Source organism: Limnothrix sp. PR1529 (assembly GCF_002742025.1).
Lineage (GTDB): Bacteria > Cyanobacteriota > Cyanobacteriia > CACIAM-69d > CACIAM-69d > CACIAM-69d.
In genome coordinates this window covers 1-25,284 of record NZ_LIRO01000025.1, presented here as the reverse complement: position 1 = coordinate 25,284, position 25,284 = coordinate 1, and the positions used below count along the sequence as shown (strand labels likewise).

18 protein-coding genes are annotated in these 25,284 nt (G+C 55.6%); 3 read left to right on the top strand and 15 right to left on the bottom strand.

Translation table 11 applies throughout. The features are described 5' to 3' along the window. Nucleotides 1–13 precede the first annotated feature (13 nt). Nucleotides 14–1,114 (top strand): alpha/beta fold hydrolase, encoded by a 1,101-nt coding sequence (locus AMR42_RS04380; RefSeq protein ID WP_234406592.1) that lies wholly within the window; start codon nucleotides 14–16, stop codon nucleotides 1,112–1,114. 252 nt (nucleotides 1,115–1,366) lie between these two features. Here AMR42_RS04380 and rpoD read toward each other — a convergent pair whose 3' ends face one another. The 9 genes from rpoD to moaA form a co-directional block, all read right to left on the bottom strand. After that, complete coding sequence (gene rpoD, locus AMR42_RS04375) at nucleotides 1,367–2,527, bottom strand: RNA polymerase sigma factor RpoD (protein ID WP_099532253.1); 1,161 nt, start codon at nucleotides 2,525–2,527, stop codon at nucleotides 1,367–1,369. 729 nt (nucleotides 2,528–3,256) lie between these two features. Then, nucleotides 3,257–4,042 carry a polysaccharide deacetylase family protein gene (locus AMR42_RS04370; RefSeq protein WP_099532252.1) on the bottom strand — a complete coding sequence of 262 codons (786 nt, stop codon included), beginning with the start codon at nucleotides 4,040–4,042 and terminating at the stop codon, nucleotides 3,257–3,259. A 236-nt stretch (nucleotides 4,043–4,278) separates the two neighbouring features. After that, entirely contained in the window at nucleotides 4,279–5,112 is an 834-nt protein-coding gene (locus tag AMR42_RS04365; protein ID WP_158234351.1) for a tetratricopeptide repeat protein, read from the bottom strand. A 13-nt stretch (nucleotides 5,113–5,125) separates the two neighbouring features. Continuing rightward, nucleotides 5,126–5,458, bottom strand: a complete 333-nt coding sequence (locus AMR42_RS04360; RefSeq protein ID WP_099532250.1) for a DUF2973 domain-containing protein — start codon at nucleotides 5,456–5,458, stop codon at nucleotides 5,126–5,128. A gap of 64 nt (nucleotides 5,459–5,522) precedes the next feature. Further along, nucleotides 5,523–5,855 (bottom strand): DUF2605 domain-containing protein, encoded by a 333-nt coding sequence (locus AMR42_RS04355; RefSeq protein ID WP_099532249.1) that lies wholly within the window; start codon nucleotides 5,853–5,855, stop codon nucleotides 5,523–5,525. Between the two features lie 285 nt (nucleotides 5,856–6,140). Further along, entirely contained in the window at nucleotides 6,141–7,604 is a 1,464-nt protein-coding gene (locus tag AMR42_RS04350; RefSeq protein WP_099532248.1) for a cyclic nucleotide-binding domain-containing protein, read from the bottom strand. Nucleotides 7,605–7,748: 144 nt separating this feature from the next. After that, nucleotides 7,749–10,091 carry a CHASE2 domain-containing protein gene (locus tag AMR42_RS04345; protein ID WP_099532247.1) on the bottom strand — a complete coding sequence of 781 codons (2,343 nt, stop codon included), beginning with the start codon at nucleotides 10,089–10,091 and terminating at the stop codon, nucleotides 7,749–7,751. A gap of 58 nt (nucleotides 10,092–10,149) precedes the next feature. After that, the gene (locus AMR42_RS04340; RefSeq protein ID WP_158234350.1) at nucleotides 10,150–10,896 is read right to left on the bottom strand and encodes a DUF928 domain-containing protein; all 747 of its coding nucleotides are present in this window, start codon (nucleotides 10,894–10,896) and stop codon (nucleotides 10,150–10,152) included. A 328-nt stretch (nucleotides 10,897–11,224) separates the two neighbouring features. Then, a complete protein-coding gene (gene moaA, locus AMR42_RS04335; protein ID WP_099532245.1) occupies nucleotides 11,225–12,217 on the bottom strand; it encodes a GTP 3',8-cyclase MoaA in 993 nt (330 codons plus the stop codon). Between the two features lie 604 nt (nucleotides 12,218–12,821). On the opposite strand from moaA, the gene guaA reads away from it, so the two are divergent. Continuing rightward, nucleotides 12,822–14,429, top strand: a complete 1,608-nt coding sequence (gene guaA / locus AMR42_RS04330) for a glutamine-hydrolyzing GMP synthase (protein WP_099532244.1) — start codon at nucleotides 12,822–12,824, stop codon at nucleotides 14,427–14,429. A 280-nt stretch (nucleotides 14,430–14,709) separates the two neighbouring features. Here the strand turns inward: guaA and AMR42_RS04325 are convergent, their stop codons facing one another. The 5 genes from AMR42_RS04325 to AMR42_RS04305 form a co-directional block, all read right to left on the bottom strand. Beyond that, on the bottom strand, nucleotides 14,710–15,651 hold the full coding sequence (locus AMR42_RS04325; RefSeq protein ID WP_099532243.1) for a cation diffusion facilitator family transporter: 942 nt from the start codon (nucleotides 15,649–15,651) through the stop codon (nucleotides 14,710–14,712). A 119-nt stretch (nucleotides 15,652–15,770) separates the two neighbouring features. Beyond that, the gene (locus AMR42_RS04320; RefSeq protein ID WP_099532242.1) at nucleotides 15,771–16,106 is read right to left on the bottom strand and encodes a hypothetical protein; all 336 of its coding nucleotides are present in this window, start codon (nucleotides 16,104–16,106) and stop codon (nucleotides 15,771–15,773) included. 305 nt (nucleotides 16,107–16,411) lie between these two features. After that, complete coding sequence (locus AMR42_RS04315; protein WP_143472928.1) at nucleotides 16,412–17,197, bottom strand: hypothetical protein; 786 nt, start codon at nucleotides 17,195–17,197, stop codon at nucleotides 16,412–16,414. Nucleotides 17,198–17,641: 444 nt separating this feature from the next. Next, on the bottom strand, nucleotides 17,642–21,625 hold the full coding sequence (locus AMR42_RS04310) for a PAS domain S-box protein (RefSeq protein ID WP_099532240.1): 3,984 nt from the start codon (nucleotides 21,623–21,625) through the stop codon (nucleotides 17,642–17,644). 376 nt (nucleotides 21,626–22,001) lie between these two features. Then, a complete protein-coding gene (locus AMR42_RS04305) occupies nucleotides 22,002–23,003 on the bottom strand; it encodes a phosphoribulokinase (protein WP_099532239.1) in 1,002 nt (333 codons plus the stop codon). Nucleotides 23,004–23,828: 825 nt separating this feature from the next. Between AMR42_RS04305 and petH the strand changes: the two genes are divergently transcribed. Further along, entirely contained in the window at nucleotides 23,829–25,055 is a 1,227-nt protein-coding gene (petH, locus tag AMR42_RS04300) for a ferredoxin--NADP reductase (protein WP_099532238.1), read from the top strand. A gap of 18 nt (nucleotides 25,056–25,073) precedes the next feature. On the opposite strand, the gene AMR42_RS21040 is transcribed toward petH, so the two are convergent. After that, a partial coding sequence (locus tag AMR42_RS21040; RefSeq protein ID WP_234406590.1) for a hypothetical protein occupies nucleotides 25,074–25,284 on the bottom strand: 211 nt, incomplete at its 5' end.

The window sequence follows — 25,284 nt, the reverse complement described above, 5'->3', positions numbered from 1 at the left end:
TTGCCCTACGATGATGGGTAGGTGGATGATCCATGGTTTGGCGCATTGGGTTTGGACTGAATTTTCATTTGAGGTGGTAATTGTGCAGGGAGATATTAATCAAAATACTAATCAGGAAGTTAATCAGGAAGTTCATCAGGACACCAATCAGGAATCTGGTCAGGGAACTCATCAAGAAGCCATGAGCGAATTTCCGGAATTTTTACCTGAAGCAGTGGCCAATTTAACGGAATCAGAGTCGATCGACTTTGTGCGTCAAATTCAGCGCCAAACGATCCAGACTTCCTGGCCCTATCCCCATAGTGTATTGCCGATCGAAACCAGTTTTGTCACGGGTCAACCGCCAGAATCACGCGATCGATTGCCCGATGCGCCGCCTATTTTGCTAGTTCATGGCTTTGACAGTTCACTGCTGGAATATCGTCGATTGTTCCCACGCCTAGTTCAGCAATCTGTCACTTGGGCCGTGGACTTGTTGGGGTTTGGGTTCACCGATCGCCCTGAGAAGTTGGAATTTACCGCTGAAGCAATTCGCACCCATTTATATTGCTTTTGGCAGCAAATCATTGGGCGGCCGATGGTGTTGGTGGGGGCTTCCATGGGAGGTGCAGCCGTGATGGATTTTGCCCTCACCTATCCGGAGGCGGTGCAGAAAGTGGTGTTGCTGGATAGTGCTGGATTTGTGGGCAAACCGATTGCCAGTCGGTTTTTGATTCCGCCCTTGGGACAATGGGCCACGCAATTTTTGGCGAATAAAAAGGTTCGATCGGGCATTGGGCGCAAGGCCTACGCCGACCCCGATCGTTGTGCCACCGAAGAGGCCTATCGTTGCGGTGCGTTGCATTTGGGAATGCCCCGATGGAGTGAGGCGCTCATTTCCTTCACTCGCAACGGTGGTTACACCATTACGGGTGATCGCATTGCCCAACTGCCCCAAGAAACCCTGATTTTGTGGGGCGATCGCGATCAAATTTTGCCCAAAGCCACTGCCCAAAAATTCCAAGCAGCGCTGCCCAAAAGTCAATTTATTTGGGTGGAAAATTGCGGCCATGTGCCCCATTTGGAACAGCCCGATCGCACAGCCCAAGCAATTCAAAATTTCTTGAAAAAATAGGGTCTGTGAATCACTTCAATAATGGGATCAATCAGGGATCAGTTTCGGCTTTTCAGATGGTTCCCCATCGCAATTCTCAGTAGTCCGTAGGGTGGGCACTGCCCACCGAGTCGTTGCTTCATGGCATCTGCGATATGGCGTGCCAATTATTTGAGATAAAGGCCGTATCCTCGCGGTTCAGATTGACAGGCCCAAAAAAGGGCGATCGCCCTCAGACGATCGCCCCATGCGAGATGAATTGAACCCAGCTTCCTAGCGGATATATTCCTTCAAGATGCTGTTGCGGTTCGGGTGGCGCAACTTCCGCAGGGCCTTCGCTTCAATTTGGCGAATTCGCTCGCGGGTCACGTTGAAAATTTGCCCAATTTCTTCCAGGGTTTTCATCCGACCGTCATCCAAGCCGTAGCGCAACCGCAGCACATCACGCTCGCGGGCGCTGAGCGTATCGAGCACGCTTTCTAGATCTTCCCGCAGCAGGTTTTTGGAAACGCGATCTTCCGGCGTTTCGCCGTCAGATTCAATGAAATCGCCCAGGCGCGAATCTTCTTCCTTGCCGATCGGGGTTTCCAGCGAAATTGGCAACTGAGCCGACTTGGCAATGAACCGTAACTTCTCGATCGTCATTTCCATCCGCGTTGCAATCTCTTCTTCCGTGGGTTTGCGACCCATTTCTTGAGACAGCAACTTGGTGGTTTTCTTAATCCGCGAAATGGTTTCGTACAAATGCACCGGTAGGCGAATTGTCCGAGATTGGTCAGCGATCGCCCGGGTGATTGCCTGCCGAATCCACCAAGTGGCATAGGTGGAGAATTTGTAGCCCTTTTCGTGGTCAAACTTTTCGGCGGCGCGAATCAGACCCAAGCTACCTTCTTGGATCAAATCCTGGAACGACAGGCCGCGGTTCATGTATTTCTTGGCGATCGAAACCACCAAGCGCAGGTTCGACTGCACCATTTTGTCCTTGGCACGCCGACCCACATACAGCCGCTTCCGGAATTCCGGCAAGCCCATATTCAACGCTTCGGCCCACTCCCGATCGTTCGGTGCGCGATCGAGTTGATCCAGCAGCTTTTCATGAACCCGTTCGATTTCTAGCAGGTCAGCAATTTTACGGGCCAGTTCAATTTCTTCGTCGGCGCGCAGCAAGCGAATCCGACCAATTTCTTGAAGATATAGCCGAATTGAATCTTCGGTGTAGTGCTTTTTCTTAGCAGCCGTACGGCGACGAGATGCGGCCGCTTTGCCAGGCTGCTCTTCGTCTTCCTCGTCGAGTTCGGCAGACGGGTCATCATACTCATCAATATCGACCTCATCTTCGTCCTCTGTGGTGAGTAGCTCTAGTTCGACCTCTACATCATCCACAGCATCAGTCAATACATTCATTTCTTCGAGTACGGTTTTGGCCTGGGTCATGCCGAGTCCTCTCGCTCCTTTCAACGAAGTAGGGTAGATATGCAGTGATCGGTGGGAAGTTGGAAACTGCGACGGTTGCGGAAACAGGCACTGAAGGGCTGGCAACGCCGCAGTCTGGGCTGGATTTTTTGCCGAGATCCAGATTAGCCCCAGATTTTTGAAATGTCCCAATAAACTGTAGCCTGTCTTACGAAATTTTGCCGGGACGATCGAAAATTTGCTGGCAATTAACTCCAAAAATCACAACAAACAGGCAAGAAACGGGCACGAAACAACCGATTTGACGCTGATTTGCCGCCCATGACCGATCTGGTGTCGGCTGAAGTGGGCAATTTGGCTAGGGTTTAAGTTATGAGTTATTGATATTTCCCTGGATAAGCGGCAAATGTTGTCAGCAGAGGAACAGTCTTTTTTCCTCGCGATCGCCCCGGTCATTGTCGCTGAAATACTTCCAGCGATTTTGTCTCCCTAGACAGGCTCGATTGGGGCTGATTTACAGACCTCCAAGGTGACGCTTCCACGTTCTCATGTGCCTTCCTCTGTTGTAACACGCTCTTTTCTAAATCACAGGGCTATTGATTTCATTTGGTTTTCATTTTTCGAGTTTTCATGTTTGGGATTTGAATTGGCTCATCCTTCAGGGCGTGAAGAACAGTTCTGTGGATTGGGTGATTGGCCAGTCGATCGCGCATTCATCAACTCAGGATTGACCAAGTATTCAACGATTATTTATTCATTGGGCATTTGTTTGGGCATTTGTTTGGGCATTTGATCGATCGCCCGATCGATCTCGTGAGCCGTTGGTTTTGGGGAAGCCGGGTTGAGAGCATCTTGCTCGATCGAATCCCACAGCCGATCGACCGTCACAAACCGCCACCCCCGATCGCGCAGGGTCGGAATCAGTTGCGCCACGGTTTTGACCACATCCCGCCCGCCACAGGGCCCATCGTGCAACACAATCAGCGAACCGTTTTGCACCTGATCCAAAACCCGCCGCTGCACCACCGCCGGCCCAGGATGCGTCCAATCTTCCGGCACAACGCTCCACAGGACTGGCCGATATCCCCAACTGCGCCACTGAGCCAAGGCCCCGGGCAAAAATAGCCCGTTGGGTGGCCGCACATCTCGCACATGGTGTTGCACCCAAGCCGGATCAAGCTGACAGGCCTGGGCGATCGCCCGTTGGGTGCGTTTTAAATCCCGTTGCAGTTCGTCTGCGCTGAGGCGAGGAAACGATCGGTGATGGTAGCCATGGAGGCCCAGCCAGTGGCCCGCGTCCCAAACTTGTTTGGCAACGGCAGGGGCCCGATCGACCCAACAGCCCAACCAAAAAAAGCTAGCGGTCACCTGTTCTTGATCCAACAGGCGCAACAGGTCTGGCGTATATTCCGGGTGGGGCCCGTCGTCAAAGCTGAGAGCAATTTCCCGGCGATCGGGATTGCCGGCCCACAGACCCAAGGGAAAGCTGGCCGCCAAGACTGGATAGAGGCGTGGATAGAGCCAAGCAAATTGCATTGCTGAATGGGCCAGCTAAATTAGCAAACTAGTAGCGCGACAGGCTGAATAGATTGGGTCAAAGTTGCGGAACCAGTCGTGGTAACAAGGGGCTTAAGCCCCTTGCTGCTTAACGATCAGGTGACGGTAGCAGCCATGTAAGTTGACCCAGCAAATTAGGGCAGCCGCGCTACTAGGTTGGCTAGCTCAATTGGCGATCGCGCCGGACGGGGGCGAGGGGTTGTGCCGCCTGAACGTTACGGGTTCGTAGGATTGGTGTTTGGAGGATTAGCGTTCGTAGGATTGGCATTGGGCAGCGCCTCGGCCGGTTGCAAAAGCCGCAGCGTGTTGAGGGCCCGTTCGTAGCCCTCGCGATCGCCCCGACGGGCAAATAACCGGGCCGCCTGTTGCAAGTTATCCACGGCCTCTTGCAAATTGCCTACGGCCGCTTGGGCGATCGCCCGATTGTGAAAGGCCTCCGCATCGTCCGCCGCGATCGCCAGGGCGCGATCGTAGTCCTCAATGGCCCGGAAATAGGCCTGCTGTTGCACCAGCAAATTAGCCCGATTGAAATAGGCGTTGGCGTATTGAGGATCCAGCTCGATCGCTCGGTTGTAGTCCGCCATGGCCGCCAAGGAATTGTCCAGGGCCGCGTAGGCCGTCGCCCGATCGTTATAGGCCTCTACCAAAGCCGGATTCAGCCGCAGGGATTCTGAAAAAGCCTCGATCGCCTGCTGAAGCTTGCCCGCCGCCGCCAAGGTGGTTCCCCTGGCATAGGCTGCTTGGGCCTGTTGGCTGCGGGCTGCATTGGGCTGGGCTGGTTTGGGTTGTGCCGGGCCCGGTGGCGCATTGCGGGCCGGTTGGGGCGATCGGGAGCGGGTCGGGTTGGTCGGTTGGGGACGGCGCGGCTGGGATGGCCCTTGGGCCTGAGCGGCCGGCGCGATCGGCCACCCAAGCAGCCCGATCGCCCCCAAAAGTACGCAAAATCGCCGCCCCTTTCCGTTGAATGGCTGCCAGCCGAACCCAGACCACTCACCCCTAGGTCGGCCATTCCGATCGCCCGGAAATTGCCCGAGAACCGGTGGAGTCAATCGTTGTGGATCCTTAAGCCTCATCCGTCGGTTGAGAGTTAGAAGAAGGGTTAGACGAATCTCCCGGCGAAGCATCAAACAACGCATCCAGACGGCTGCGGGCATCTTCAACCGTGATTGACTTCATCACCAACAGGGGTTCACGAATCGGCTGCCCCCGATCGTCCAACATTTCCGGGTGCAACGAGATGGGCGGTTGGGCCGGAGCCACCGCCCGCGCTGAATGATCCACTCGATCGGCCGTGCGGCCCGCCTCAGTTCCCAGTGTGAAGAGATTGCGGACTAAATTCCCGATCGCCAAGAATGCCAACACTGCAAAGGCCAGGATATACAACACCTGTAGCACGGCCGTCGTCTCCCTAACGGATGATCTCTAAATAAATAGTCTCTAACATGATCTGAGAAGGCGATTACCCCGCCGAACCCGAAGGATTCTGTTCAGCCCGGAACCGCATTGCCACATGCCAGCATTCCTGAACTAGGTTGTGCCAAGGCATGAGGGTTGACGTTTCAACACCCACCTGGGCCCCCATGGCCTCAAAGAGCAACTGAGTGCTGCTCACTTCCTGTTGGGCCTGCTTGACCCTTGCCAGCAAGCTTTCCTGTTGCTCATCGCTCAGAAACGACAAGCGCTCCGATTCCAGCAAGGTGCGCGATCGCCCAAACCAATATTGAAAATCTTCAAGCAGCGGCTGCAAGACGGTCTTCAGCAGATTGGGATCGGGAGGGGTAGGAGCCGACATAGGCAAAGTAGAAACTAACCAATCTACATACAAGCTTAACGCTATTCATCTTTCGTAACATTTTTTTGGAAGATTTCGCATCGTCTCTTTCAGCGATTTCCCTTTCATCTCTTTCAGCACCAAGGGCCAAGCCATGGTCAGGATGGGGCCAGTCGTCATGTCTTGGGATCACGCAAAACCGGCTACTCTTCCATGCCCTAACCACCCCAGACAAGGGGCTTAAGCCCCTTGCCCCCACGACTCGTCACGGTGGAATCAGGGTTTCGGGCAATTGGACAACTAGCCCTAAAGCCCCAAATCAAACAGGCGAGCAATCCGCTTGCGCACCCACTGCACCGGGTTGCTGTCATCTTCATCGGCCGCAATCAAACCCAAGGCCCGAAGCTGGGCCTGTCGATCGCGCAATTCCTCTTGGCGCACGGACAGTTCCCGCACAATCACCTCCGCGATCGGGGGATGTTTTTGCAACAACTCCGTGAACCCCCGCTGATTAATGGCAAACAGCAAGGTTTCCTCAGTGGCGCTCACCGTTGCTGTGCGCGGAATGCCCAGCATCAGCGCCAGCTCCCCAAAAAAGCTCCCCGCCTCCAAATCCGTCAGGTGCTTATCCAACTCCGCCACAAACACCTTCACCGATCCCGACAGCACAATGTAAAAACTATTGCCCGGATCCCCTTCCCGAAACAGCAGCTCATCTGGCTTGAGGCGCTGACGATAACCGCACTCAATCACCCGCCGCAGATCCAAATCATTCAAATGCGAAAAGTAGTGAACCCGTTTCAGGGCTTCCGTCAGCAGGCTCGATCGCGTTTCGCTGGAAATTTGGCGTTGGGCCAAGGGTGCAGGGGATATAGCAGCCGTTGGATCACTGCCGCGCCCGAGGGGATAGAGCACTTCCGGGTTCCGAAGCCACAAATCCCGTTGGGGAAAGGGAATTTCAATGCCCTGTTGATGAAATCGATACTCGATCGCGCAGTTGAGGGCATGGCGAGCATCAAACTCCCGTTCATAGCCCCGAATCCAAACCCGCAGATCAAAGTCCAGCCCATGATCGCCCAACCCCAGCAAAATCACCGTGGGAGCCGGATCATCCAGCACCATGGACTCGGAATAGGCCACATCCAACAGCAATTCCGTCACCACCAACGGGTCACTGCTGTAGGCCGCGCTGACTTTGATATGCAGCCTTGCGGCCAGGTCGTTGTAGTGCCAATTAATGACCCGTTTTTCCACTAAATCGCTGTTGGGAACGATCACATGGGCCCCATCCAGGGTGCGAATCACGGCCGATCGCAGGGCCACCTCCACCACATGACCCGCCAGCCCATCGAATTCAATGAAATCCCCCACCTTCAGCTTGCGTTCCAACAGCAGGTTTAAGCCGCCCACAAAGTTTTTGGTGATGTTTTGCAGGCCCAAACCCACGCCCACCCCCAAAGCGCCGGCCGGCACAGCGAGGGAATTGAGATTAAATCCGGCACTTTGTAAGAGCGCAACGAAAATCAAAACGCCGATGCCGTAGCTAACAATGCCGGCGATCGGGCCGCGATTGCCCTCATCAATGCGGAGTTTGGCAAGCAGGCGGTTTTGCAGAAATCCCTTGATGATTTGCGCACCGCCGTAAACCAGGGCGCTGTAGAGCACCAGTTGCAGTAAAAACCCGAGCGAAATAACCGTTTCGCCCAATTGAAACAGGGGCGTTTGCAGCAAATCCAGAAGGCCTTGCTGAAGGGGTTTGAACCAGTTCATGTTAGGGAGAGGTGAGCAACCTAGAGGCTGAAATCAAGCCAGACTAGCCGTTATTTGACCGCACTACTGTAGTTGAGTTGCTCGGGTGAGGAATTGATGCTGAAGCAAGAATAGTGTGATTTTTCAGCCGGGAACCGGTGATTTTTAAGCTTGAGGGGCAGTGGTGTTCGATTCTGAGGCTGTGGCCTGGGCCCGATCGCCCAGGGATTGCAGCCATTGACCCAGGGCCGGAGACTTAGATGTGAATTGCACCAAAACGTGATCCGGGCGATCGGGACTGGGGAGCACTTTGACGTAAACTTCGCGGTTTTCCGGGCCTGGGGGCAAGGTATCTGGGGCCGAGGCTTCCGCCAGGTTCAGCTTGAGATTCGTTAGGGGCTTGGTTAAGGCCTGGGGGTTCGGGGCCGGGGCCTTGCTGGCCGGGTTGATTGCCCCTTGGATTTTCAGCCAACCGCCTTTGGTAGACAGTTCCACCAAGGCAACGGCCCAAGCCTGACTGCTGACATGTTTGCCATCCAGGGGCTGAGCGGTGAATTGGAGGGGGGCGATTGGGTAGTAGGTTTCCTGGGCCCGTTCCAGGGTGAGGTGATAGGGCGCACCCACGCCACCCACGTCATAGATGGTGATCGGTTCAGGAACGCCCTTGGGCTGCACCTGTTGGGTGGCAGCGATTTTGACGTAATCGGAGCCGCCAGCTTCTTCAAGGGCCGATTCGGTAATCAGAATTTGCCCCCCGATCGTGTAGGACTCAATGCGATAGGTCAGGTTGACTTGGGCCCCCACCACGCCATATTTGGCTCGTTTGTAGGAACCAATGTTGCCGACCACCACTTCGCCCGTGTTGATGCCAATGCCCATTTCCAAGGGTTGGTAGCCCATTTCGCGCATTTTGGCGTTCACGCCGCCCATGGCTTGCTGCATGGCGATCGCACAGGCGATCGCCCGTTTGCCATCGTCCGATCGGGTGGTGGGGGCCCCAAACAGCACCAAAATCCCATCCCCCATGAACTCATCGATCGTGCCCTGAAAGTCCGTGATCGCATCGGCCATGGCTTCCAGGTAAAGGTTAATGATTTCGATCACCCTTTCCGGGGGCAACCGTTCGGCGGTGGCCGTGAACCCTCGCAAATCGGAGGTCAAGATGGTGATTTTGCGCCGCTCCCCGCCCATTTTCAGGCCCTCGGGATCTTCCAGCAGATTGGCGACGACTTCATTGTTCAGGTACCGGCCAAAGGTGTTGCGGATCTGTCCGGCGGTGCGGGCCAGGTAAAGGGCCACCATGGTCGCTCCCACCAACCAAGACAACAGGGGCGGCACAAAGGGAATCCACAGGCCTTGAATCATGGCCCCTTGGCAAATTCCCCACAACAGCAACACCAGACCGCCGGAACCTCCAATGCCCCAAATGGCAATCCAACGGCGCGAGTCTGGCAGTCGCAACAACCAGGCCAGGGTGGAACCAATGGCAGCCCAGCCCACAATCCACAACCACTCGATCGGCTCCTGCCAGGTGGTGAGGAGGGGGCGATTGTCGAGGGCGGCGGCAATTACTTCGCTGGTGAAGTGGGCATGGATTTCAACCCCGGCCATTCTTTGGGGCAGCTCTAGGGGTTTGCCGCTGTAGGGCGTGAGGAATAGATCGCGGCCGCTCTCGCTGATGTTGCCAATGAGTACCACCCGATCGCGGGCCCAGTTGGTGGGGAGTTTGCCATCCACCAAATCCCGCAAGGAAACGGTTTCAAAGGAGCCACTCCCGCCGCGATAGTTCAGCAGCAGTTGATTGCCCGCATCGTTGGCCCGAATATAGCCGCCGTCATGGCTCCGAAACCGCCGAAAAATGGCGTTTTTGAGCTGAAAGGCTCCGGGTTCGGCGGCCACGATTTCGGGCGCAATGTTTTCTGGATCCAGATAGAGCAGGGCTAGGTAAAGACCCAAACCGTAGATTTTGTTGTTTTCGGTGTCTTGGGTATCAATCAAAACCCGCCGCACTTTGCCATCCGCATCCACCACAAAATCATTAGTGCCCACTTGCCCTTTGGCGGCCAGGGCGGGTGGCGCGGCAACCCGATCGGCGGCGGTTTCCCCCCGCACCTTGGCAATGCCCACCAGGTAATCCGTGTTGTTAAACAGGCGCACCAGGCTGGCGTGACCGGGTTCCTGGGGCAAGTCACGGTAAATATCCAGCCCGATCGCCCGGGGGCCCATGGCCTTTAACCGTTCGATCGCCTGGGCATAGACCCCATCGGGCAGGGTTGTGGTGCCAAACCGTTGCAAGTCGGCATCGGTGATCCCCACAATTGCCACGCGCTGATCGGGAGCCTCGGCCGGCCGGGCTTGGAGCATTTGGTCATAGGCCAACCATTCCAGCCCTTGCAGGAGGCCAACCTCCCGCATTCCCAAAACGAAGCCGGTGGCCGTGGGAACCGCCAGCAGCACGCCCCGCCACTGCCAAACCCACCGTTTGAGCATTTTGGCCCAGGATTTCATGACTACCGATTAACCATAGAACCGGATGGGGGAAGCGGCATGGGCAACCTAATTCAGGCTAATTCAGGAGTCGAGCGCTGGCGAGGCTTTGCAGTCCCACCGATTCCAACAGGCTTTGCCATTGATCCGGTTGGGTGGTTTGGAGGGCAATGGCCGTGGCCAACGTGTCGTACCACAGGCGTGCTTCTGCCAGGACTTGGGCCCGTTGGAAGGGATCGCGGACTGCGCTGAGGCGGCGGTTAACGCTGTCCGGCAGGGCCACGAGTTTCACTTCCCCGATCGCGGCCACATCGCTGGCTCGATCGCTGGGGTCACAAACAATCGAAAAAGCCCAGTTGTAGGTTTTGCCCGTTTGCAGCGCCTTGCCAGGGCTGAGGAGGGAAATTTTTAAGATCCCTGCCTGGCCGGTGAGCGGCACGGCCTGGCGATCGATCAAATTGCCGTCTTGATCGGCCACCACCAACTCTGCGGTTTTGACCACCGTGGAGGGCACGTAAACGAAGACTGTTGGGTTGGCGCTGGTGGCTTGGCCTGACTGGTTTTGGGGCAACAACAGGGTCAAGTTGGGCCCCGTGGCCGCAATACATTCACCGCCTCGAGTGCCACCGCCAGTGGTGCGATTGGGGCCGCCGCGATCTTCCGTTTGGGGAAACCGCAGCCCGGAGCGAGGTGCCCCAAAGCGAGTGCCACCCCCGATCGTGCGGTTGGGGCCGCCCCGGTTTTCGGTGTTGGGGAAAGCGGGCCCTGCGATCGAGGCGGCCTGGGCAGGGGCCAGGGAGAGGGCAATGCCACCGCATAGCAGCATGGCAACTGCGCTTCGGGTTGCCAATGGGTTCCGAGTGGGCGTTTTATTCTGAGGGTCGCTCATGACTGGTTCTCCAGCGTGTGTTGCACTGGCTTGCACCTGCATTGCCTGACGGGGTGATTACACCCTGCGATAGGAGTTTTGGACGAGAGAAGGAGTGCCACAGGTTCCAAGGGCGAGGTTGGCAACGGTGAGATCAGCGGGGAGCCAGCGCCCTGAAATGGTCTGACTGCCCTGGATCTCGCCGCTTCTGGGCAATAGAAATGGAATCTTAGTAATGGCTGGTAATGGCTGATTCCAATCTTAGCTGGCTGTTTTCAGTTTGCCCCTAGCCACCAATCTGGGACATGGTACGGGCGTAGCGTCCGGTGGTTCCTGATTCGCGATTTTTGAAGTTGATCTCTGGTTTGGCTTGGATCAGGTGGCTGACTTGGGCCCGCAAGTCCTGGAGGTCAACGCCCGATCGCAGTTGGCTTTTGAGGTCAATTTGCCCCGACTCATTCAGCAAACAGGGGCGCAACCAGCCATCGGCCGAAAGGCGCATTCGATTGCAGCGATCGCAGAAGCATTCAGACATTTGGCTAATGAAGCCGATCGTGCCCTTGGCCCCCGGAATTTGGAACACATCGGCGGGGCCATTGCCGGTGACCCAACCCGTGGTCAGGCCCCAGCGCGATCGGATCCGTTGGCGCAACTGCTCTGAATCAATCCAACCCCGATCGGCAAACAGATCCTGATTCCCGATCGGCATGAACTCAATGAACCGCACATGCCACTGGCGATCGAGCGTCAGGGCGGCCAAGGCTTCCACCTCTTGGTCATTGATGCCCGGGATCACCACCACATTCAGCTTCAGCGGATCGAAGCCCACCCGGTGAGCCGCTTGGATTCCATCCCAAACCTGTTGCCAGCGCGATCGCCCCCGATTCCCAATAATGACATCGAAGGTTTCTGGAATCAGGGAATCCAAGCTGATATTAATCCGTCGTAATCCTGCGTCGTAGAGCGGTTGGGCCAAATCCTTCAGCAAAAAGGCATTGGTGGTGAGGGACAGGTCTAGGGTTTCTGGAAACTGCGCGATCGCCTGGGTAATTTCCACCACCCCCGGCCGCAACAGGGGTTCTCCCCCCGTGAGTCGAAAGCGCCGAAACCCCGCCGGCATCAGCACTTCCCGCAACAACAGCAGCAACTCCCCATCGGTCAGCAAATCCTGTTGCAACGCAAACTGCAAATCTGTTCCCTCAGGCATACAGTACTGGCAGCGGAAGTTGCAGCGGTCAATCAAACTGATGCGCAGATAATCAATCGTTTCAGCGGCCATAAGTGCCCAACCCAGTTCCTGACGAACTTGTTCGTGGCGATGTGGCCAATCATTATTCAGGATCTCGACCAAAATCCGTGCTTTTTCTTGACGGGTTCGTTCATACCTAATGGGTTATCCTTAACCGGTTTACTTGGTTCATTCATCCGCCCCATGGGTTATCATCGGGGCATTCAACGGCCATCTAGGTTGGTACACTTCTTTTGGCTCGTTAGCCCCTCAGGGCTGGCTGTGCCCGCGCTGTCCGCCGTGGACTGAGCCGCCGCCGATCGCCCGCCCGCTTCATTCGGTTTGGTCGATCGCGCTTGGTGTCTTCGTTGCCAGCCAACGATTCGCCAGCTCAGGGCCTTCCATTCAGCCGCCGCAATTTATAAATTTTTTAGTCCAATCCTGAGTCCAATCCTGAGTCCAATCTTTCGGACTTTGCGGATTTTTCGGATCAACCAGTTTTCATAACCTAGCGTCGGGCCGCAGCATCCTGCCTTGGCAGTCACGGTAACTGACTGGCCTAGCCCGATCGCCCCTATTGATTTCTTCATCAAAATGGCCGCTGGCAGCGAGGCTGTCCGATATGCTATTCCGTCTACCTTCTCGCTGACGACCCGTGACTACCGAAACCCTATCGCCCACCGTCGCTGCGCCTGACTCCCGAGTCAATCGCCAGTTCATCGCCATTTTGGACTTTGGCTCCCAATATTCCGAACTGATTGCCCGTCGGATTCGCGAAACCCAGGTTTATTCCGAAGTTCTGTCCTATCGCACCTCCGCAGAGCAACTGCGGCAACTTAGCCCCAAGGGCATCATTCTCTCTGGCGGCCCCAGTTCCGTCTATGCCGATGGTGCGCCCCTGTGCGACCCGGAACTCTGGAACCTGGGCGTTCCTGTGCTGGGCGTTTGCTACGGAATGCAGTTGATGGTGCAGCAGTTGGGCGGCCTCGTGGAAGCAGCCGATCGGGGCGAATATGGCAAAGCGGCCCTGTTTGTGGATGATCCCACCGACTTGCTCACCAATGTGGAAGACGGTTCCACCATGTGGATGAGCCACGGCGATTCTTGCACCCAGTTGCCCAGCGGGTTTGAGGTTTTGGCCCACACGGACAACACCCCCTGCGCCGCGATCGCCGATCACCAACGCAAACTCTACGGCGTGCAATTCCACCCGGAAGTGGTGCATTCCGTCGGAGGCGCGGCCCTAATTCGCAACTTTGTTTATCACATCTGCCATTGCCAACCCACCTGGACCACGGAAGCCTTTGTGGAAGAGTCCGTGCGCGAAGTGCGGGCCCGCGTGGGCGATAAGCGGGTGCTGTTGGCCCTGTCGGGCGGGGTTGATTCTTCCACCTTGGCCTTTTTGCTGCACAAGGCGATCGGGGACAACCTCACCTGCATGTTCATTGACCAGGGCTTCATGCGCAAAGGCGAGCCAGAGCGACTGTTGAAGCTGTTCCAAGAGGAATTTCACATTCCCGTGGAATATGTCAACGCCCGTCGCCGCTTCATCAATGCTGTGGATGGAGTTTCCGATCCTGAGCAGAAGCGCAAAATCATTGGCCATGAATTCATTGCCGTCTTTGAAGAAGAATCCACCCGCTTGGGCCCCTTCGATTACCTGGCGCAGGGAACCCTGTACCCCGACGTGATTGAGTCGGCGGACACCAACATGGATCCCAAAACCGGCGAGCGCGTTGCCGTGAAAATCAAGAGTCACCACAATGTGGGCGGGTTGCCAGACAACTTGCGCTTCAAGCTGGTGGAACCGCTGCGGAAGCTGTTCAAAGATGAAGTACGCAAGGTGGGCCGGGCCCTCGGCTTGCCCGAAGAGATCGTGAAGCGGCAGCCCTTCCCCGGGCCGGGCTTGGCCATTCGGATCTTGGGCGAAATCACCGATGAGCGGCTGGATATTCTGCGGGATGCGGATTTGATTGTGCGGCAAGAAATTAACCGCGCCGGCCTTTACAACGACGTTTGGCAGGCGTTTGCGGTGTTGTTGCCCGTGCGTAGTGTGGGGGTGATGGGCGATAAGCGCACCTATGCCTACCCGATCGTGCTGCGGATGGTGACCAGCGAAGACGGCATGACCGCCGATTGGGCCAGGGTTCCCTACGATTTGCTGGAGACCATTTCCAACCGGATTGTGAACGAGGTGGAAGGGGTCAACCGGGTGGTCTATGATGTGACCTCCAAGCCGCCGGGCACGATCGAGTGGGAATAGGGCTGATTAGGGGTTAGCTCGATCGACCTTGATTAATCTCGATTGACCTCGATTCACGGAGCTTGATCGAGATCCCTTGAGGTCGATCGAACCAGGTGCTCTCCAAAGCAAATCCTTCAGCTTAACGAAATTTCCCCAATTAAACCGATCGCCCCCCAATTTCCCCGCTCAATTCGTTGATGCGGGGACGGTTATCCTGTGGAAAACTAAACATTTTCTGTGGAAAACTCGGCCGCTCTTGTGGAAAACTCAGGATTTTTAACCAATTATTAAATCTTCTTTAAACTTCCTTATGGGTGAGTGAGTCCATGCTGTAGGTCAACTGATCACTCTGATAACCGTTGGGTTCCACGTGGATGGTCATGCGCACGGGATGGTAGTGATCGCAAAGGGCTGACTCCACCGCTTCCGTGATGTCGTGGGCCCGGCGCACGTCCTCCGCCTCCACCACCAAATGCATTTCCATAAAGACTTGCCGCCCCAATACGCCCCGTGAGGCGATGTCGTGGCAATTGACCACACCCGGCACGCTCATCACCAGACTGTGAATTTCTTCGGGGGGAACAGCCATGGCATCAATCAACCAAGGCAGGTTCGATCGCAACACATCCCAGCCACTCTTGAACACCAACAGGGCCACGGGGAACGCCAGGGCCACATCCAGCCAGCGCTGTCCCCACCAAACGCCCAATAACCCCCCAATCACGGTCATCGTGATCCATACGTCACCCATGGTGTGGCGAGCGTCGGCTAGCAGAATGTTGCTGTGGAGCTTTTGGCCCCAATGGCGTTCGTAGAGGGCCACCAAAATATTGATCCCCAACACCAGCACGGTCAGCCCGATCGCAGGGCCGGAGACGTTCACGGCCTCGCCCTGGCCGGTTAATCGCTCGATCGCCCCTTGCGTAATTTCAAAGCAAGCCACTCCCAAAAACGCAGCGATCCCCAAGGCTCCCAGGGCTTCGTATTTTTGGTGACCGTAGGGATGTTCCCGATCGGGGCGAGGATCGGCGAGCTGGCTGGTGACCAACCCCAGCACATTACTGGCGCTGTCCGTCACGCTGTGCAGGGCATCGGCCAACAGGCTCAGGGAACCGGTGGCCCAACCCACGAGGGCTTTGATCACCAACACCAAAAGATTCAGCAGCAGCGTCAGCCACAGGATATACCGAATCTTTCGCTGACGTTTATCGGGGCTAAGGAAACTGGCAGAGGCAGACATGGTGTTAGGCGGTGGTCAAGCCAAGGGACCGCGAGGGAGGTTGAAAAAGGATTGATGCTTTTGGGCATCACTTTTGCGTATTGCTTCTGGGCATTACTTCTGGGCATTGCTTCTGGGCATCAAGACTCATCAGAGTGACTGGATGCATCGAGGGCGGGGCGATCGGGAGCAGATTCAACATCCAACTTTTTCGCCCGTTGTTCTTGGAATTGTTGCCAAATGCCAGCAGACCAAAACGACACCAGGGCGATCGCAAACCAGTTCACGCGATCGTTAGAAGCGCCCAGGGCCACCGCTGGCCAAACGTAGGGAGCAACGAATTGCAACAGGGCGATCGTGCCAAACAAACCCCAACCCAATTGGCCATAGCGTTGCCAAATCCAGATGCCTGCGAGGGCCGCTAGGATGGGCATCCAACCATAAAGGAACTGCAAACCAGCATCGAGCGTTTCCATGAGCCTTGTCAGTGATTGGAAAGATGGGGTGTTTGGCAACTTGTTGGTTGGCAACTTGTTGGTTAGTGACTTGTTGGTTAGTAACTAGTCTATTGTCAGCTAGTTCATCGGTAACTCATTCACAAGTGCAAACTCAGAATAAATCACCATCAATTCAGCGCCAGTTCAGTGTGAATTAACTGATGTGAATTAACTGATTTGCCAGCCAATTATCTTTCTGGTGAATGAGTTTGGCTGATTAACTAGAAGACCAACCAGAAGATTAACTAGAAAACCAACCAGACAACCAAAAACCAACCAGAAAACTAGCCCGAAAACTGGTAGGCAAACTGTGTTTTAGTAATCGCCTTCGGGTCATACCAATCGGTGAGGGCTTGGAGTCCATCAAACAGTTTTTTGGCCCGGAGAGCGCTGCGGGCGGAGAAGTTTTCCGCGTCTTCTCCGTAAGCAAAAGAAAACTCAACCACTGAAGGCTGCTTTTGGCGATCGGGGTCTACATACCAGGCGGTGAGGGCCACTTCTGCATCCTGTTTGCCAAAGTCAATGATCGCCCCGCGTTGCACAAACTCTTTGGCAACAAACTGATTCACAACGGTCAAGGGTTTGCTGGCCGATAGCTCCAGGGAATCAACCCCCGGGAAGTTGGTGGCCAAGTCCCCGATCGTTGTCCAATTTGCTGATTCCACAACGGCACTCGTGGAATGGGAAAACTGACTGCGGAAGGGGGGAACAATGTCCTCTTCAAATTTGGTTTCGCCCTTGAGCGTGGGGGTGGAAACATCTGCACCCCAGGCAATGTAGCGATCGGGCGATCGATACTTCAGCATCACCTTCGTGCGGGCGGGTTTGCCAGCCTTCAGTTCCACCCGACGGCGCACGATGTAGCCGGTGTCGAGCAGGTCATGTTCTGGTGTGTCCAAAAACACCACTTCTCGCTTCACCAATTCGCTGAGTTCGCCTGTCACCTTCAGACCCAAACCTTCTGCGAGGTTGCGCACAACTAACCAAAATCGATCGACTCCAGCCGCTCGATCGGTAAATTGATTAGCCTGCAAAATTACTTTGTATTCACGAGATGCAACACAAGACATGGGCAAGCCTTCTAGAAAGTAGCGTTCTGGGGAGGGGAAGCATTGGGGCGATCGGGGCCATCAGGGAAATTACCTATGGATCGATCGCCTATCAGAATCGGTGCTGATCAATACCTGAGATGGCTGAAAATACCTCGGTGATCACTCAGACTACCGTTCCTTATCCTTCATAACCCAAATTCTTTGAAAAGGAAGACTCAAGTTCATGAACTGTCACTCAGAATTGCTCCATCATGGCTTCGTAACTGCTAATCATTGCCGTTTGCTGGTAACCATGATTGCGATTCATTCGTGACAGCAACATTGCAAGCATGAACCAGCGATCATCGACTCGTGACTAGCGCCTTGATCGCCAGCCATTTACTAGTGATTAACTTGCCAATGATTTGCCAATGATTTATTCATTATTTGCCATTGGCCAACCCGCTTGTTTGCTATTCATTGCTAATTGCTAAAAATAGACATGGCCTCAGCCTCATCCGTTTCGCTTTGAGATTGGGGTTTACGACCTAAGAGCCAATAGGTGGTCATCATGCCGCGTCCTTTGACTTCCAGTTCACCGCGCGGCTCTAAGAGGAATTCTTGGCGCAAAATTTCGTAAACCGCTTCGGTAACCTGAATTTTGCCGGGTTCCCCCTGGGTTTCCATGCGGCTGGCCACGTTCACCGTGTCGCCCCACAGGTCGTAGGCAAATTTCTTGATGCCAATCACCCCGGCCACCACGGAGCCGGTGTTGATCCCAATCCGAATTTGGAAAGGCTTGCCACTGGGGGTGGTGAATTTGGAGATGGCCGCTTGCATGTCCAAGGCCAGTTGGGCCACGGCTTGCACATGGTCGGGCTTGGGGACGGGCAAGCCGCCCACGGCCATGTATTCATCCCCGACGGTTTTGATTTTTTCGAGGTCGTGGTTTTCGGCCAGTTGGTCAAAGGTGGAGAAGATTTGATTGAGGAGGTTCACCAGCTCGATCGGGCGCATTTGGGCAGAAACGGGCGTGAAACCAACCAAATCGGCAAACAGAATGGTTGCTTCGGCATATTGTTCCGCCAAGGATCCTTCGCCCTGTTTGAGTCGCTCGGCAATCGCCTTGGGCAAAATGTTCAACAACAGGCGATCGGACTTTTCTTGCTCCATCACCAGGGCTTCTTCCGCCTGTTTGCGCTCGGTGATGTTTTGGATTGTGCCTTCGTAATACAGCAGTCGCCCATCCCCATCAAACACCGTGCGGGCATTTTCGGAAACCCAAAAGGTATCGCCATCGCGATCGAACACTTGCGACTCAAAGTTATAGATCGTGCCTCGATCTGCAATGACCGTGAGGAAGCTGCCCCATCGTTCTGGATCTACATAGAATCGGCGGGTGCGGTTTAAGCCCAAGGGGCCGAGCATTTCCTCGATCGAGTCAAAGCCAAACATCTTGGCCAAGGATTGGTTACCCCCCAAAAACTGACCATGGGGGGCGCACTGAAAAATCCCTTCCACCGCGTTTTCCACAATGCTGCGGTAGTTTTCTTCGGCCCGTTGCAAGGCCTCTTCCATTTGCTTGCGATCGGTCACATCCCGGGCCATCGCCAGGAAAATTTTCTGGCCTTGGGATTCGCGCATTCCCACCCGGGTTTCCACGGGCAAAGTGCGGCCGCTCTTGCAGCGATACATGCCTTCTACGGTCACGGGTTGCCCCGGTTTCATCATGGCCCAGATTCGATCGTGCTGATCCAAGGAAGCCAGGGTGTCGATCGCCCGCACATTCATTTGCAGCAACTCCGCCTTGGAGTAGCCCAACACGGTGCAAACCTGTTGGTTCGCATCCAAAATCTGCCCATGCACGTCATGCACCAACATCAGGTCGCCGCTGGCCTGTTCCGTCAGCATTCGGAATTGGGCTTGGCTTTCACTGAGGGCCTGTTCCGCCTGTTTGCGCTGGGTGATGTTGTCCGTAATGCAAAGCAGATATGCCACGCCTCCGTTGGGATCAAACAGCGGCACTTTCACCGTGCGCAACACCAGGGATTCATTGGGCCCAGTCACCTGCTCTTCGGGAATTTCCAGCTCGCGCCGTTCTTCCACGGCCTGCACGTCCTGTTCCAGGATGGTGGTGGCTCGCTTAATGGGAAACAAATCATCGGCGTTTTTGCCCAATGCCCGATCGCGCGGAATGCCAAAGAGCTTTTCGCTGGCTCGATTCCAGAGCACAAACCGGAAATTCTGCCGCACATCCTTGACATAAACCGCCAACGGAATATGTTCAATGATGCCGTCGATGAAGCGCTTGGCCCGCAGCACCTCGGCAATCAGCCGCTTGCGCTCGGTGATGTCTCGAATCGCCAGAACGGCACTGGTTTGGTTGTGGTTGGGTGCGCCGTCGGGATCCGGTAGCGTCACATTAGACCAAGCAATTTCCAGGGAATAGCGATCGCCTGCTGAGTTGTGAAATTCATAAGCCGTGTTGCCCGAACCGATTTCCAACGCCCGGGTGACCGGATGCAGAGGTGCGGGCAGTTGTTTGCCACGATGGATCAGAGGCAAGCAGTCAATTAAATCTTGGCCAATGACTTGCTCATGGGACTGCTGGACTAACCGCTCAAAGGCAGGATTACACCATTGCACCTTGCCCGCTGGATCCGTCCAAACGAGGGCATCGCGTACGGAGCCAAGAACCGTTTCCAGCTTCTCTAGGGTCGATCGCAACTCATCGCGGGACACCTCCAACAGCGCCAAGGCCCGCCGCCGCTCCATTTCCTCCAGGCGCTGTTGGGAATAGCGCAGGTCTTCTTCTAGGCCTTTGTAGTCCGTGATGTCATGGACTACCAACAGGGCGCATTCCATTCCGTGGAGGTAGAGCAACTCCGCCGACAGCAGCACCGTGCGGATATCTCGGCCCTTAGTGCGGACTGGAATTTCCTGGTTGCGGATGCTGCTGCCCCGTTGCAGGGCCTGCATCACGGCCAGGCGATCTTCCGCTCGCAGCCAGATGTTGAATTCCATGCTGGCAAAGCCCATCATTTCCTCGAAGCTATAGCCAAAAATGTCGAGGAAACTGTCGTTGAAGTCCAAAACACAACTGTTATCCAGTTGCATCAGACAAATGCCGCTGGGGCTGGCGTAAAAGATTTTGGAAAACTTGGTTTCGGAAAGGCTGAGGGCGCTGGTGCGTTCACGGATGCGTTCTTGGAGGGTGTCCCGATCGCGCTCAAAGGCCGCCATGGCCGCCCGCAACTCCCGCATCATCAGCCGCACTTGGCGGGCCGCTTCATCTAGCTCTCGTAGTCCCGTGGGTTCAATGGGCCCCGTAATGTGACCGCTGGCCATGGTTTGGGCCGTTTGGGCAAACCGGGCTAAGGGCTGCTCAATCAGCCGCAGCAACAACCAGGCCACACCCAGGGCACAGCCCAGGGAAAGGAAAAGAACGGCGACGGTGAGGGCATTGCTACCCGGATCGCTGAGGCTATCGATCGGGGCGGCCACCAACACCACCCAGTTAGGTAAATTCGGATTCTTCAGGGGTTGGGCCCAAAGGCGATAGGTTTGGTTGCCCAGGCGAATTGTGGTCGATCGCTCCCCATCCCACTGTTCCAAGGGGCCGCTGGCCTGCTGCCAACGCTCCAACAACAGGGGCCAGCGATTGCGGGCTGACGGCTGACCGGCCTGGGTCGATCGCTCACTCAGGGCCAACAGTTGCCCCGATCGATCCACCACCGCCACATCCACATCCCCCAATTGGGCCAGTTCCACCCCCAACGGTTGCAAAGACACCGCCGACACCGACACCCCCAAGCGCCGGCCATCGGCCCCCACCACCGGCTCCGCGATCGCCGCGATCGGGGTTGCCGTCTGTTCGCTCAGGGGCCACAGAAACCAAGTGGGCCGGCCCGCCAAGGTGGCTGCCCGAAACCAAGCCTCCCGCTCGATCGCAAAATCGCCCTGGCTGCGCAGCAGACCCGATCGATCTCCTTGGCTGTTGGTGTTGTAAATGGCCAGCCCCTGATTCGGTTTCGGCGGCGCAGCCCACAGCAGCAAAGATCCCGTTTCCGTGCGCTCCACCGCCGTCAGGGCCCCATTGTCTCGGCCAAAGGCCGCAAATCGCAGGGACCGCGACCGCTGGGACTGTTGCCACAGCCAACGCTCCAGGTCTTGGGGACTTTGGGCCCACTGGCCCCAGCGGGCCCCATCGCCCAAGGATTGATTAAGCTGAATTGCACCTTGCAAGTGGCTCACCAGTCGATCGCTAGCCCGGGCCCCCAACACCTGCTGCCATCGTTGGGCCGTGCGATCGCTTAAATCGCGCACCTGCCAGCCGTAGATCCCTTGGCTAATCACCAACGCCACCCCCACCGGCAGCACCACCCCCAGCCCCAGCAGCCAACGCAACGACAACCGCCTTGGGCTGCCGCCGATGCCATCGCCTGTCTGTCCTCCCACCAAACCCATTCGCTTCGTTCCTTTGTGGCCGTTGGGCAACCCGATCGCGCGGCCCCAACCCCTTTTATCAGGCTTTGGTCAGCCCATCAGCCTCGCTGCGTCCAGTTTGTCCTGCGCTCATGTCCTAGCTTAATCAACAAAATCATCAATCCAATATCACCACCTTGATCGCCACTTCGATCTCCACCCCGATCGACATCCCGATCGACAAAAAAGGAGGATGTCCCCATGGAACATCCCCACCATTATCTTCAAATTGTTTCAGATCCCCGGATTTCAACGAAAAGGATCCAGAAATTGAGTTTCCAAACCTGCTTCGAGGCGGGTTTCTATCTGTTTCCTCAGCCTAGTCTCGAACCAGCTTCGAGGCCAGAATTCAGAACGCTTACAGACCCACACCCACCAGCGTCTTTTGGGTCAAACGCTCATAGGCCGCCCGCATCTTCAGACCCGTCAGCACTTGGAACAGACCCGAACCATTGTTCGAGCCGGGGTAGTCACGGTGCTTCAGCAACAGCTCCGTCATTTCGCCGTAGTACTTCGCAGAGGTGTTGCTCAGGTGGCTCTCTACGTAGATCATTTCTTCGAGATTCTCGAACTGGCCATCCACTTCCAGCACCGAAACTTGGTTGCCGTAGTAGGTGTCAGGCCCATAGAACAGCTTCATGCCGGGGTAAGAGCAGGTCAGCTTGCGGCCGCAGGGAGTCCAGTGGATCGTGGAGCCTTCATCAAACAGATACACCGGCTCGAATCCTTCAACACCCGTGCGCTGCATCATCCGCACCCGCAGGATCTTGCGCTCTTCGTCGTTGGCAATCAACTGCGTCGGCAGAATTTGCAGCACCACATCGGCGTGGGTCTTTTGCGGGTCAATGTAAGCTTCAAAGTCCGGACGACGGGCCTCGATCGCGGTCAGCACATCCTCATAGGTGTGACCCCGTTCAGCCATGTCGCGTTGAATCTTCCAAGCGATTTTCACCTCATCGCTGATATCGAGGTAGACGCTAAAGTCCAACAGACTGCGAACGCGCTCGTCATAGAGCGGGTGCAAGCCCTCAATCACCACAATGTGGTTGGGGTGTACCACTTCCGGCGGATCGATCAGGCCGGTTTCGTGGTTGTAGATGGGCTTATTGATGGTTTCGCCATTCTTAAGGGCTTTGATCTGCTCATACATCAGATCAAAGTTATTGGCTCTCGGATCCAGAGCCGTCACACCCGCTTCCTTACGTTGCTTGCGGTCTAGACTGTGGTAATCGTCCAGACAGATCACGGTCATTAACTCTGCGCCGAACAAGTCTTCTAGGCGACGCAAAAAGGTCGATTTACCGCACCCGGAATCGCCGGCCACACCAATTAAGACGACGCGATCTGGCTTGCTGGTCATAAGTTTCCTCTATATCACTAGACACTTTGGCTGGGATGTGTGGCGTGCTCGGCAGCGAACAACGCCTAAGAAAATCCCTGCAATTATCGCAGTCAATTGATGCACGATCAAAGCGACTCGATCAAAATCATGCACGACATCGGGTCTGCGCTCTATTTGGCATGAACCCCAAGGGCATGAATTACACCGAGAACCGTTGCTTTGGGAAATGAATCGGCCATTGATGATCTCCAAAGGAGAGGGCAGCAAGTGCTGATTCGAGACCCCAATGAAGCGGCCATTGACCTGTCGCGATCGCTGCGACCAGCGATGTGCAGGGCCGGGGCCGATCGAACTGTTTCGTCAATTGCTGGGTGACCGTTGCGAAGTTACCGTTGCGAAATAACGAAACCGCGATCGGTCATCAACGCATTACCGGAAGCAGGGCATTGCCGAAAGGCATTACCGGAAGCCGGTTACCAGGGGATTGGTGACCAAAGGATTGCTGGAAACCAGTGCTCCCCAAGCAACTTCCGCAAGCGTTAACCGCAACGTTGCGATCGCACAAGTTGTTTAACGAGCACGTTGTCTAAAATTAATAGTTCGTTAAGTATTTTTACCAAGCGAACCGTCAGTAGCGTATCAGACTGATATCGTTCGTGCAAGTTTAGGTTAATGGGGGTCTTGCCTGGCCGATCGCCCCATTCTTTACCTGGCCAGCGAGCTGCCATTGCCCCCGCAAGCGCAACCGTTTCTCGAATCCCAGCGAAGGCCTTGCATCAGAGGGGCTAAAATCTTTGCAGATCGAAACCCACTCCTAAACGTTGATTAGAGTCATAGCAAGTCATGTATAGTCCCAGTGCAGCCGGGAGCGCCAGCAACACAACTGCCGGAAACCGCGTATTTCGTTACGAAGTAACCGGGTTACGTCAAAGCAGTGAATCCGATAAAAACGGTTACGCGATTCGCAAGAGTGGCAGCGTGTTCTTTAACGTGCCCTACAGCCGCATGAATGATTTCATGCGTCGCATCGCTCGGCTCGGGGGCAAAATCGTCAACATTGTGGCGGTGACCGTGGATTCGGGCCATGATGGCTTGACCCCAGCCGCTCCGGTGGCCGCCGCCGCCGCTCCGGAACCGACCCCTAGTGCTCCGGCCGAGCCGCCCGCCGCCGTCAGCCATGAGCATATTTTCCCCACTAATGTACCGGTCAACACCTACAAGCCCAAAAATCCCTTCACGGGCAAGGTGATTTCCAATGAAGGTCTGGTGCGCGAAGGTGGCGAAGGGGTGGTGCAACACATCACCTTTGACCTGAGCGGCGGCAACCTGCGCTATTTGGAAGGCCAAAGCATCGGTATTATCCCGCCCGGAACGGACAAGAACGGCAAACCCAACAAGCTGCGTTTGTACTCGATCGCCTCGACGCAGCATGGTGACTTGCTCGATGACAAAACGGTTTCCCTCTGTGTTCGCCAATTGGTTTACACCAACGAAGCGGGCGAGCGGGTTGAAGGGGTTTGTTCCACCTTCCTTTGCAACGTGAAGCCCGGCGATGACGTGACCATCACGGGGCCCGTGGGCAAGGAAATGCTGTTGCCCGTGGATCCGAGTGCCAACATCATCATGATGGGGACTGGAACCGGGATTGCACCGTTCCGCGCCTTCCTGTGGCGGATGTTTAAGGAAAACAACCCGGATTACCAATTCAAGGGTCTTGCTTGGCTGTTCTTTGGTGTGGCTTATACCGGCAACGTCCTGTACAAGGACGATCTGGAAAAAATGCAGGCGGAAAACCCTGACCACTGCCGGATCACCTACGCCATTTCCCGGGAACAGAAGAACGCCCAAGGCGGCAAGATGTACATCCAAGACCGCATTAAGGAAAATGCGGATGAGCTGTGGGCGTTGGTGCAACAACCCAATACCCATGTTTACATCTGCGGTCTGCGCGGTATGGAGCCGGGCATTGATGAGGGGATGTCGGCGGCCGCGTCTAAGTTTGGTGTGAACTGGGCGGATTATCAGAAGCAGATGCGCAAGGAAGAGCGCTGGCACGTGGAAACCTACTAAACCTTGAGGATTCAGCTCCTACCCCGGTTTTGGGCTGGAATGGCTGAGTTGGTTTAGAGATTGCCACGAAATTGAGGGGGCCGTTGCGATCGCGACGGCCCCTTTGTATTGGGTATTGTATTGGGTATTGAGTTTGATTGGCTTTGGGTTGAATGGGCGTTGAATGGCGAGTGCAAGCTCTACCAATTCAAGCTCTACCGACTCAAGCTCTACCAATTCAAGCTCTACC